This is a genomic window from Edaphobacter sp. 12200R-103, assembly GCF_010093025.1.
GTDB lineage: Bacteria > Acidobacteriota > Terriglobia > Terriglobales > Acidobacteriaceae > Edaphobacter.
Genome location: NZ_CP048114.1, coordinates 3,990,325 through 4,003,081, shown reverse-complemented (window position 1 = coordinate 4,003,081; position 12,757 = coordinate 3,990,325). Strand labels below are relative to the sequence as shown.

Annotated in this window: 5 protein-coding genes; 2 read left to right on the top strand and 3 right to left on the bottom strand. The window is 51.5% G+C overall.

The window, feature by feature from the left end:
* Window positions 1-27: 27 nt before the first annotated feature.
* Entirely contained in the window at window positions 28-849 is an 822-nt protein-coding gene (locus tag GWR55_RS16615; RefSeq protein WP_162403265.1) for an IclR family transcriptional regulator, read from the top strand.
* Window positions 850-1,910: 1,061 nt separating this feature from the next.
* On the opposite strand, the gene GWR55_RS16610 is transcribed toward GWR55_RS16615, so the two are convergent.
* Both GWR55_RS16610 and GWR55_RS16605 read right to left on the bottom strand, forming a co-directional pair.
* The gene (locus GWR55_RS16610) at window positions 1,911-5,411 is read right to left on the bottom strand and encodes a carboxypeptidase regulatory-like domain-containing protein (protein WP_162403264.1); all 3,501 of its coding nucleotides are present in this window, start codon (window positions 5,409-5,411) and stop codon (window positions 1,911-1,913) included.
* Window positions 5,412-5,889: 478 nt separating this feature from the next.
* The gene (locus tag GWR55_RS16605; RefSeq protein ID WP_162403263.1) at window positions 5,890-6,921 is read right to left on the bottom strand and encodes a hypothetical protein; all 1,032 of its coding nucleotides are present in this window, start codon (window positions 6,919-6,921) and stop codon (window positions 5,890-5,892) included.
* A gap of 733 nt (window positions 6,922-7,654) precedes the next feature.
* Here GWR55_RS16605 and GWR55_RS16600 point away from each other — a divergent pair.
* The gene (locus GWR55_RS16600; RefSeq protein WP_162403262.1) at window positions 7,655-9,808 is read left to right on the top strand and encodes a PQQ-binding-like beta-propeller repeat protein; all 2,154 of its coding nucleotides are present in this window, start codon (window positions 7,655-7,657) and stop codon (window positions 9,806-9,808) included.
* A 1,767-nt stretch (window positions 9,809-11,575) separates the two neighbouring features.
* Here the strand turns inward: GWR55_RS16600 and GWR55_RS16595 are convergent.
* A complete protein-coding gene (locus GWR55_RS16595) occupies window positions 11,576-12,118 on the bottom strand; it encodes a chorismate mutase (RefSeq protein ID WP_162403261.1) in 543 nt (180 codons plus the stop codon).
* Between the last annotated feature and the right edge of the window lie 639 nt (window positions 12,119-12,757).

Genomic DNA, 12,757 nt, shown 5'->3' with positions numbered 1-12,757 from the left:
AATTTGGATTTTTAGAATCGGAAAACTATGACAAAAAGAAAGATGAAATCCCCTCCTGTGGGCGTCATCCGAAAGGTTTTATCGATCCTCGAGTTACTAGATAGTGTTCCAAACGGCCTTCAGTTGAACCAGATTGCTGAAGAGACTGGGATTAATAAAAGCACTGCCCACCGATTTCTCAGTCATCTTGAATCCGAGGGCTATCTGTTTCGGGACGGACACAGCAACTACATGGTCGGTACCAAGTTGTCGCGTCTGGGAAGCGGCGCCAGCTTTCAAGCGACGTTGTCCAAGCTTGCGCGCCCGGTTATGGAGAACCTTCGAAAGTTGACGGGAGAAACAGTTAACCTGGCTATATTGGACGGCATAGATGTCATCTATATCGATGTGCTCGAGACTGGTCACACGTTTCGTCTCGTCACCCAGATCGGCTCGCATCTGCCTTTTTACACAACATCACTCGGCAAAGCGATGGTTGCATCCATCACCGACCCAGCTCGTCTCGAAGAGCTTTTGAGCCGGGTCGAGTTTGAGTCGACTGCGACGGGCACCATCAAGAATATCGCTCGGCTCAAAAAGCAACTTGCTGTCGTTCGTCGACAACACTATGCATTCGATGATGAAGAAGCCGTCGCCGGAGTACGTTGTGTCGGCGCACCTATTATTGAGGCCAATGGAGAGGTAGTGGCGGCAATCAGCATCTCGGCCCCGGTGGTCCGGTTCACCAACGACCGTGTGCCAATGTTTTCCCGGGAGCTTTGCAAATCTGCTAGAGAAATTTCCTGGCTCCTGGGCAACCGTACTTCGGATACAGCGGTCAGCACGCGTTCGAAGTCGAAACGACGATAGCATCTCTTCTGCAAGATTTGGCGGCCTACCACTTTCGAAGTGGCCTTCCATAAGCTTGATCCCACTCCAAGCTGCTCTGATCTCGTCCCACGAAACTTTCTTTTGTCGCATAATCGCGATACCGATGGTCATATGTTACAGTAACCTCGCTCGTCGCCGGTGCGGATGGGCTGTCCGTCGCTTCTGGTAGCACCATGCCGGCCATATCTCCGTGGCAATTCGCACAGGGACAAGCCGCCTTCAAACGTCCGTCTTCCAATAGACCGAATAGCGTTGGTTCGCGATCTGCCACATAGGAATAACGGGGAGACAGCTCCTGCAGACGTCTTCGCCTTAAAATGTAGAGCCTGCTTGTGAGAGATCAATACCCATAACATTCCGTCTCCATTTGGGGTCCAACTCAAATTAAGTTTTCGTCCTGGAAGGGAAGTGCAACATGCTGATGAGATGCAACGCCGCGTAATCGCCTGCCCGGACAGCGAAATACCCCACATAAAGCACTTGTCCACTCAGATTCTTCCGGACGACAAGGCCGTCTCGCTCGAGCATTTTCTTCGATGCCTTGGAAGTTAATCGGCAGGTGATCGGCCCGTGCCGGAGTCGTGCAAGAATCCGTGTCTTCCATTTCCCATTATTGACGGAGACTTGCGCGTACCCCTCTGTCAACATTCAAACAACCTGCGAGCTTCCGGCCAGGTCTCACCCGTAGTCAAAAAATCTTGCGAATCTTTTCGCTTGCTGCGACTCTTGTCTTCAAAGCCCGGCCTTGCTCAGTGGCTGATTTCAATTGATCCCGTTCTCGCAAGTTCACCAACGTATATCATCGTCCGGTCAGTTCGAAGATCCTCCCTTCGAAATGAACGTTGATGAAAAAAGCCAAACGTTTACACTTCTAATCTTGAATGGCCAAACAGAATGACGAAAAGATGAAGCTCGTTGGACGAAGCTCATCTCCTTTTATGTAGCTTCAATGTATAGAATTGCCTGCTAAGCAAATGGAGGGGCTTCTGCAGAGCAGCGTCCCCTTTACATTTAGCCCCAAGCGTTCACCTCATGGGCACCTACCAGGTTATGCGCCCTCCAAAACGGAAGTACCTCTGGTCAAGCGTACGGCCGAGTGGGGCGGTACTCGTGATCGTATCGTACCCATTCAGAGAGTTGACGGATCCGTCCGAGTTCAGCTTAAGATTCGACAAGGCCGTACCGGGATTGGCGAAGTGAGCATGGTTCATCACGTTGAAAGCGTCTGCTTTAATTACAAGATTGATCCGCTCCCATACATGAAAGCTACGGGTCAGGGACGCGTCCAGATTCGTGTACCCCGGACCACGCAGACTGTTGGGAGCAGCATTTCCGAATCTGACAGTCGTCACATTGGCAAACGCCAGTGGATTAAAGTAGGGTTGGCCAAGGACGCCTCTCCCGACTTTGGTGATGGGCCCCACCTGATCAGCACGCTGCGTGTTACCTGGACAGTTACAGGATGCACTACTGCCCGCGATGCTATATGGCGTTCCCGAAAGATGGGTAAATGTAGGACTCAATGCCCAGTCACCGAGCACCATGCCGCCGAAGCCCTGGGTTAACCATGTTTTATTCTTACCAAATGGCGATTGATATGTGGCGGTAATGCTGATGTTGTGCGTTCGATCGGAACTAGCTACGCCCTTATTGCGGCCGTAATATTGTGGATCCTGAATCAGGATCCCATTTGCCCAACTATTCGATATATCTCTCGACCATGTATAGGCCAACTTGGTGGTAAGGCCATGCGATAAGCGTTTATTCAAGCTCGCTTGAAGAGAGTTGTACCTTTCGCTGCCTATCGGCCTAAATACGTTGGCAGTGCCCGTGATCCCAAGTGCAGGCGTGTTAAGTGGCTGACTGGCCGCACCACCTCCGAGTGTGCCGTGATTGAAATTGTAATTCCCCAACTGATTCACCACATGGGTTCCTACATAACCAAGGCTCGCGATAAGGTCGCCGCCAAATTCTTTCTCAACCGTCAGATTCCAGGATTCAACATATCCCCTCCTGAATTTAAGATCTGTCGTAGTTGCATTGCTTGTTCCACGCGGGATAACAACAGTACCATCCGAACTGAAAGTCGGAGCCGTGAGAATAGGTAGCCCGTCCGACAAATTGCTGGTTATGGAATAGGAATTTGCTCCCGTGCTGGAATATTGTTGCTCCGCAGGAAAGTTCTGGGTAAGCGCCTGGCCCATCTCATTCTGCTGAGGAGACAAAGAGAAGCCGGTCCGAACTACCACCTTCTCAGAGGGCCGGTATGCGATACCTATACTTGGAGCAAACAACTTGGGAGAGACCGATATTCCGCAGTGTTGGGTCCCAACCCCGCAAAGCCTCAAGGTATTGTTGGTAGGATCTGTCAGCGTATTGTTGTACTCGATGCCACGCTTTCCTCTATTTGGGACTGGATAGTACTCCCAGCGAACTCCGTAGTTAATGGTCAACTTAGGATTCATCTGCCATTGATCGCGCACATAAAGGGCATAGTCCCTTGCATACATCCTGAGAGTGTCGTCGAACATGACCCAAGTGCTTCTGTAGTTGACCGCGCCAAGAAGGAAGTCGGCCACGGCATTGTAAGCGTTCGGCACTTGACCGGGTGCTGAACCGGTTGCCGCCTGCGTGGTGCCCGCGCCCGAAAAGTAAAATATAGTTTGACGAATCTCGTCGTGATTCATGTGGAGATTTACAATATCGAAGCCAGCTCGGATACTATGAGAACCGTGAGTCTTGGTAATATTTCCCACATATTCGAAGACAGGATCGTTATACTCCATGGGCGGATAGGAATAGCCGAAGGTGCCCGCTCCGGTACTTCCTCCATAGTTGGCAATTGAGAGATTGGGGAAGCCGCCGGTAAGAAACTCCTGCGCCCCCTGGTTCGTTCCGGGAATGCCCAGCACGTCGAGGCCATACTTCTGATCCGCAAACTGAGGAATCAGATACTGGTGTGCGCTCGTCTCTCCGAAGGTAAAATCAGCAACCAGGGTTGGTGTAAAGACATATGTTGCAGAACTGGAGAGAGCCGTGACCGCTCCGTGCTCGTAATAGTTTCCGTTTCCAGCCTTGGCAAATGCAGGCCAATTATTACTTGTGCCTCCAAGAGGAGTCCCAAAGATCGGATTTAATAGAGAGTTATACGGTTGCTTGCTATACCGGAAAGAAACTCTCAATTTCGAAGTAGCAATATAGTCGAACTTACTGTCGATCTTATGCAGATTGTACATGTTGGCTTGCTTTACAAAGAGGTTGTTCTGAATTGCTCCAGGTGCACCGGCATTGGGATTATTAACGCTATCAGTACCTAAAAAAGGGAGGATGTGGTTTCTGATGATTGGATTGATGCGGCTAGCGGGGATGACATTCCCCGGAAATGGCGTCTTGTGGGCCCCATTGGCATCGCCGCTAAACGGATCATAGAGTTGATTAGCTGCCGTTACAACACCATTCGTATTATCCCCAGCAGAAAACATGTCACCGCTCAGCATCGTGGGTGTGGGAACCGAAACAAGGCCACTATAAGCCTGGCGAGTGAAGTCTCCTTCATAGCTGCCGAAATAGAACAGCTTATTGCGAATAATCGGACCAGATATTGTTACGCCTACATTATTGTCAACAAAATGGGGTGGCTTCTGTCCAGCCGGCTGAAAAAAATCGCGTGTCATGCCGAAGGAACTAATATTGAACGCGTAGGCCGATCCGTGAAATGCATTCGACCCGCTCTTGAGAGTTACGGTCACAGCCGGACCACCGGAAAGCCCTTGTTCGGCGTTGGGGCTGTTAGTCACCACGTTAACGCTTTCAATCGCTTCCGTTGAGGGCACAAAAGTGGTGAACTGCTGCAGCCATTGGTTGGTAGCATTTACGCCTTCGATACGTATATTAGGGCCCGTCGTACCTGTTCCATTGGCTGAGAAACTCAGAGACCTCGAAGGGTTGTTTGTTCCCTGGTTAAATCCAGCACCGCTTGGCGGTGCGATACCCGGGACGAGATTGAACACACCCTGATACGTTCGCGTTGGCTGCGGGACATCCCGCAAGGTTGTGGCGTTGATTTCTGTACGTACTTCCGCAGTATCAGTCTGGAGTTGAGCCGTCCCGGTGTGCACCTCTATCGTCTCTGTGACGTTACCAATTTCAAGATGCGCATCGAAACGTGACACGCTATTCGCAGTGATTTCAACCGATGGATTTGTAAAGGACTGGAAGCCCGTCTTTGTGACCGTTACCTTATAAACTCCCACAGACATGGTAGCCATCGTAAAGACACCTGTACTGCTTGTCTTGACCGTACGCGTGTCGTTGGTCTGTATCGAAACGGCAGTTACAGTTGCACCTACAACGGAGGCTCCGCTAGAGTCCGTAATTGTGCCCACTATGGAGCCGAACAACGTCTGCGCGCTTGCCGTAGCAGTGCTACAGGCAAGACTTACTAAAACCAGGAAATCAAGGGTAATTAGCTTAATCTTTCGTTTTGGATGGAATTGCTTCTTTGACTGCGCTGCCGAAATGTTTCTCATCGCAATGTGCATCGATATTCCTCCACAAAATCTGAATAGCTGCATACGACATACTTCGAAGGTGGTCACTGTAGGATTGAAAGCGACCACCAGGAAACAGCGGGATCAGACGTGGCGAAGATGCCTCATCGTCTTGCCCGAACAACCAATTGACTCACCGAAATGGACGAACTCCCGTCCCTTTTTGAACGGGTTTTACTAAGCACGACTCCAACTGCTGGTTCGTTTCAAGAGAAACGCTATCCGTGAAGTAACCTTTTTAAGTAATTGCGCATTATGCAATTTGCGTTGCGTAGAAATAACATCCCTAAAAAATCGCTGTAGCGATTTCTGTCATCATTGACCAATAGCTACAACGTCTTAGAAAATCACCGACTACGTCCTACATTCTGTTGAGGATAAAGCGAGGGCATTCATACTTGCCGGCTCTTTAGCATGTCAACAGTTATTGCGAATTGCTCAGTGACTTCTCCTGCTAGCTTTGCAAGTGCTATTTCTGAACGTCAAAGGTGTAATAGTCGTAAGTTAATTTCCATGTGAAACTATCTGCCGGTGCAATCTGCATTGAGATGTAGGGCTCTACAGCCATAACCGTTCGGATTGACCAAAGAGCGATGTTAGTTATAGGCCGGTCTCCCCGAATCCTGACACCTGCACCTACTTTTTCATTTTCAACCCGGAAGTCATAATCGTCAGCGGTATTTCCAAAGCCCCGCAGGCCAGCCGTAACCCGGTCTTTACCTGCCAGTTCTTTTTTGTAGATGAACTTGTTACCATCAATCTCCACAAAATCAGGATTGATCGCACGAGCGGCTTTCAATTGAAATGGGAATTGAAGCACCAGACCGGGACCTGGAGCAAGTTTGTCCAAGGTCCAGAAATTGTGATCGTAGACCGTGCTACTAATTGGTTTAGTCCCTAGATTTTTCAAGGTATGCTGCATGGTCATCTGCGGCTTTCCGGGTGTAAGCCGAATGATCTTTGTATACAGATAGCCATAACCGCTTGCCGGATCATGTATCTCATGTGTGAACGTAATGGAGTCACGGGTATGTTTGACGGACCATTTACCGCCGTCGACGATGTCATAGGCCTTTGAATGGTCATATTTGGAATCGTCCGGCTTTCGAAGTACACCGACACCGATCTTTACGAACGTGCCTCCTGGCTGAGCCTCGTCAAAGCCGAGGGCTTTTCGGTCAGTATTGAACTCCTCACCTGGACCAACCATTGCCGTAAAGGGAGCCGATACGACTCCAGTATCGTCATAGTTGAAGTCGTAAAAAGCTGGCGCTGAGTCGGTTCGCGAGAACCAACTACCGTAGTAATCATGTCCCTTGTACGTGAGGCTTCCAATCACGCCAGACCAATCGAATCGGGTCGAATGATAAAAGCCCTTTACCGCGTCAGGCAGGTACACCGTCGCAGTAATCTGATCGTTTGAAATCTGAACGCTCGGAGATTCAGCCGCGGAGCCCACAACAGGAGCGACCATCAAACCCGCAACCAAACATCGTTGCATAATACGCAATATATATTGCATGGTGGTGAACTTTATGTTTAGACAAATGAGCTTGTCAAGAAAATAATTATTTGTTAGCTGAATTATCTTTTGCGGCGCGGGTACAGTTATTCAGTTCATTAAGGCAGCTTAGAAAACTCTGATCAAACAAACGCAGGCCACCTTTGTTTAATGAGTGCGCTGTCCTGTACGCGACAATTCGCACCGCGGATAACGCGAATATGGACGCCTACATTACGAATGCTCAGCTGAAACCGATCCTCGGCTGGGACCCATGCTTTATTTACAATCAAGCCCGTTTGCGTTTTTCCAAAGAGGATTGATTGATTGCGTCATTTGGCTCAAGATGACTTTCGCACGAGAAGCGATAGCTCGATTGGAAATATAAAGCTACTCCGACCTTACTTGCTGTCCTTCATCGACGGAGTATCTCCTCGCAGGCTGATTTTGAAGTCCTCTCGCGTCAAAGCCACCCCATCGAATTCTCTCGAGTCCGGGGCCGATACCACACCTGCGACACAAAAAGTTCGCATTGACAATGTCCGAAGTAGTTACTATGCTTTCGGCTCATAAAAACAGTGTTGCAGATTATGCAACATATGTTGCTGCTAGCGCATTGAATTTAGCCTCAACTGAGTTGATCTTTGATTTAGGAATGCAATAGAGCTCAGCATTGATGAAATGAATAAGGCCGTTAAGAAATCCTGCGTTTCGGAAAAAGGAGATTCGGTAGATGCGGCATTTCTCGTTATCGTTTTCGGCAGTCCTCTGCATTCTTGGCGTATCCGGTCTTGCGCAGTGGGGGCTTGCGCAGGCTCCGGGCGCCTACTTTAGCGCGTCACAAGCCCAAAGGGGCGCCTCGGTGTACGGTTCGACCTGTGCCGTGTGCCATGGTCAGAACCTGCAGGGCTCGACGGACGCTCCAGCGCTGAGCGGCGACACCTTCAAAAAGCATTGGGGGCCGAGGATGGCGCTTGAACTGTTCGGAGAGATCTCCGAGACCATGCCGCCGACCCGGCCCGGATCGTTGAGCGAGGACTCCGCGCTGGGCGTGACCGCGTACATTCTCCAGCGGAACGGTGCCATTGCGGGAGATCAGGAGCTACGAGGAAATGCAACCGCGAAGGTCAGCGAGATCCTCAGCGCGGCTCCCCTGACGGCGGGAGAGGGGGCCGTGCAGGGCGTGCCGGACAAGGTGGGAGGACGGTACGGACGCAACGGCCCGCGCGAGATCCTTACGATTCAGAATGCCCGGGCGCCGCTCCCCAGGATGGATGCGTTTGCGAAGGCGCACTTTGCGGAGATGAGCAAGGCCCTGGATAAGCTCACGCCGGTTACAGACGCGATGCTGAAAGATCCGCCTCCGGGTGACTGGTTGATGTGGCGGCGCACCTACGATGCTTGGGGTTATAGCCCGCTCAAGCAGATCAATCGTGAAAACGTAAAGAATCTGACCGTGGCGTGGACCTGGGGGCTGAACTCGAGCGGCATGACGGAGTTCACGCCGCTCGTGCACGATGGGATTCTCTTCGTCTGGAACTACGGCGAAACCATCCAGGCGCTTGATGCCAGGAACGGAAACATGCTCTGGCAGTTCCGTCATGACATCCCTGCCGAGTACCACCGCGATGTCTTCTATCGCACCAAGCGCGCCCTCGCTATCGGCGGCGACAAGCTGATCTTTGCCACGACCGATATGCATATCATCGCTCTCAACGCGAAGACGGGAGGTGTTGTCTGGGATGTAGCAACCGATGATTACGAGAAGACCCGTCGGGTCTACAACGGTGGACCTTTGGTGGTGAAAGGGAAGGTGATCATGGGCGCCAGCGGCTGTGCACCCGGCACGGTGGGCTGTTTCATCTCTGCGTATGACCTTGAAACCGGCAAACAACTGTGGCGATTCAACACGATCGCACAGCCGGGCGAACCCGGCAACGAAACCTGGAACGACGTGCCCGCTGAAAAGCGCTGGGGCGGATCGATCTGGCTGCCACCCAGTTATGATGCCGATCTCAACCTCATCTATGCTGGTGTCGGATCGCCGTTTCCGTGGTCGTCGGTAGACCGCGGCACGTACAACCCCGCCGGCGGCGGCCACAACGGCGACAGCCTCTACGTCAACTCGACGCTTGCGATCAACCCGGACACCGGTAAGCTGGTCTGGTACTACCAGCATCTTCCGAACGACACCTTCGATCAGGATTATGCCTTCGAACGGCTTATCGCTCCGGTTACCTTCGAGAGTAAAAAAGTAAAGGCAGTCATCACCGCGGGTAAGCCGGCGGTGATCGAAGCCTTGGATGCGAAGACAGGCAAGTTTCTCTTCGCGAAGGATCCAGGTGCACAGAATATCTTCACCATGGACCCGAAGACCGGTGTGAAGACGCTGCTTCCTCCAGGACCGCCGGAAGGAATCAAGCGCTGCCCGAGCAACAATGGCGCCAGAAATTTTCTGGCGGGCTCCTACGATCCCAACACAAATCGCTACTATCTTTCCATCAACGACGTCTGCACTCCCAAGGCCGGCGAGATGACCGACCGGATGGTGGGTCTGGACCTGAACACCCATGAGTTCGCCATGGATATTAAAGCCAGGGTGATGCAGTCCTCCGCCAAGCTCACGACCGCGGGAGGATTACTCTTCTCCGCTTCGGCCGACCGGTACTTCCGCGCCTTCGATGATCGTGACGGCAAGGTGCTCTGGCAGACGCGGGTTCAGGATGTGCCGAATGCCTTTCCCATCACGTACGCGGTGGATGGCAAGCAGTATGTTGCAATGATCGTCGGCAATCCCGGACTTATCGGCAATGGCGCCTCTAGAGCAACGACAGAGTACCTGCGGCCGGAGCCAACGTCTGTTTTGTGGGTCTGGCAGCTTCCGTAACTTCGACCCGGCAAGCCCGAGTGCTTCCCAGAGAGGATTGCCGTCCGGAGCGAAGTACTCGCCTCGGGCGACTAACGTTCGTGACTAAAGGAGGTTCAACTGGTCAATCCAGCCGACATCTCCATCCGTCGCCGTGTAAAGGTGAGGTCGGATGCCAATCCATTCGATTCACGCTGGCGTCTTACTTCGAATCTCGAAAGAGGTTCAGTGGAGTTTCTACCCGTGTTTTCCACCGCTTTTCAGTGCTTTTGTTAGCCATCGGTGACCATATTTTCAATGAGTTACCATTAAAAGCGCTTCTGTCACGGCAGAGGTCAGTGATAGCTGCGGATCAATAGTGATAAGGGCCTTAGATTGCCGCACCTAAGCGGGTATAGTTGAACGCGATATAGCCCTTTCCAGTCGTTGGAAGACGATCTCGGGGTCATATATACCTGGAACGTAGTAGCAATGTCCCTTCTGTAACCACGATTTTCGAAGCAACTAATTATCCAGCCTTTCTGGGTCGGAGGCTCTGGCACAAGTCGCGTCTAACTTTCTTTCACTACGATCGTTACTTTGAACGGAGTGAATGAATTTGGATCTATTCCAATTTCGTCCACAACTCCTTTATGGACAAGTACGGAGCCTTTAACATTGAAGTAATGACGGAGATTATGCCGGACTCTTGCCACCATTGCGGTAGTCGTGCATTGTTAACAACGACGCCCCAGAAGCAATACGACCTGTCGTAACTTCCTTCTGACTCAGCACCTAGCTTTTCGGCCAGCCGCTGTGCGTTCTCGAAGAAGTATAACTGTTTTTCAGCTCACTATCTACAACCAGACCACCCATGTAGTTCCCGCGTAGGTGGTGGAGCGATAGGCCAAAGCATACGGGCATCAACACATTTCACCGAGTACATGTAGTTGAAGGCAAATTTCGGCGTGCGCACATCAGAAATATTCGCTGAATAACTTATCCATTCCTCCGTTTCCATACTTCTATTCTGACGGTCTGAATATCGTCCCTGCCTGGTTTCTGCGTAACGAGAAAATGCAACTCCTGCCGCAACTACGTGAAAAGTTTCATTTGTCCAATCCAATACACCATTGATGAAATAGAGGTTCACCTGGAAGTAAGCAGTTTTGACTGGCGGAAGCGGTAGTAACGTGATCCCCGCAAGTCATCCCAGATGCAGAGAAATCATCTGGGGGAAATTTGCCGCGCCCAAGCCTAGTGTGCTTACATTCAATCCATGAGTCGGCGGTGAGGCCGGACGTATAGTACTTCTGTGTAATGAGTGCCGCGAGATGTGAGGCAATAGATTCTGGCGGCGAATACTGCCCATAGGGGGCGGTAACGTCAAATCCGTTGAAAGCCCCCCCCGCTGAACGAAATACTCATAGTCCCACTACCGCCAGCCGCAAACCCAGTGGAAGCAATCCCAGAGAATCCAGAAGTTTGATCCAAATCTGCGGGACATGCATTCTGTAGTAAAAACGCCTTATTGCCTAAAGAAGGGGCGCGGAGAGCTTTTTCTTTTCTCGAAGACGTGGAGGCTGCTTTCCCCTGAAGTCCTTGAATCCGTACCCCACGGCCGCTTCCGCTGCGACGACCACGCTTCCCGATTCGACGTCGAGACCAGAAACCTAAGTGCCCTCCTGGCTTTCGGGTATTTTGTTACCCCAGAGCTCTTCGCGAATGAGAGACCTGGATCTCTCCGTGGCTGTCGGCCCGGGCCAGATCGAGATCATTTTAGAGGCTTCAATTTCTCGCTGAGATGATTCATGGCATGCACGCGCCAGCCAGTGCTCGATCAAGCGTCGCCGCAGTAATTGGGCCACTACCTTGCGCATGCGTAGATAAATACTTCCCAACAGCCTTAGCGATATCCGCGTAGCACGTCTTACTCTTACGAATCTCTACCGTATTCACCAGCTCCGCGATCAGCGACTTCTGCACCTCGTCCAACTGCGGACGAATATTCTTCACCAAATCGACGGGCGCGTGCTCCGGCGCTTTGCCCGCCCGATGCCAGTCAGCCAGCAGAGCGTACTGTACCAACTTATTAGCTTCGATCTGTGCATTGAAAAAAATCGATACCGACGCTTCATCCAGCCCCTTTGCCACGCCATCCTTCACTGCGCCTTGAATCACATGTGCCTCTCGCGGCGCATCTTCCACGGCCTTGCCGCTGTCCCACTTAGCCAATGCTACCTGTTCTCCAATCATGAGGCGGTGCGCCGTCGTTTCCACGAGTGGTTGAAACCGCTCTACGGCATTCTGCGCGTATGCCACGCCTATCTCGCCAAGTATGCAAGTAGCCACAATTGCTAATCTCCAACTATTAAAGAGCATTTGTTTGTCCCTGTTATCTGATGTATGCCGCGGAGTGGCCTAAGAAACTAATCTTGAGAAGAGCTCAAAGCGCAAGCTGGTTAGTCATCGTCAAGGATAAATCTTCTCTAGTGAAAGACCATGTGTGGGGCCCTGTGAGCGCGGTCGCCGCCGTGATAATTAGCGTCTCCATCGCATTTGAAACAAAATAGTGTTGTCATTTCTCAGCTTTGCGGGACTATCAAATATCGTGTCATCCACATGAGCGAACTCGCGACAGAATTAGCGATGATTTGCGTCATATTCCTTTCGCTTTTCCGGATCTTCCCTCGGCAGCAACCCGGACCCCGCGGTGCTCCGTCTGCGCACACAAGGGGCAGCATGACACCATCCAGCGCCCGTCTCGACAAATCATGCTAAACAGATCGGTCCCGCAGTGATCGAGTTTATCGTAGATGAAATACTTGTATGGGACCTTCCATGATCTTCTGAACAGACTCGAGGATTGCCTGCTCCTCCAGTGTCGATGCCCGCAGCGGCATCGTTGCAATCATCGTCGGAAACCAAGAGCAACGCAGGTCCAGGATCTAATTTGCACCTACCACCTTTTTCGCCTTCTATTGCGTTGTG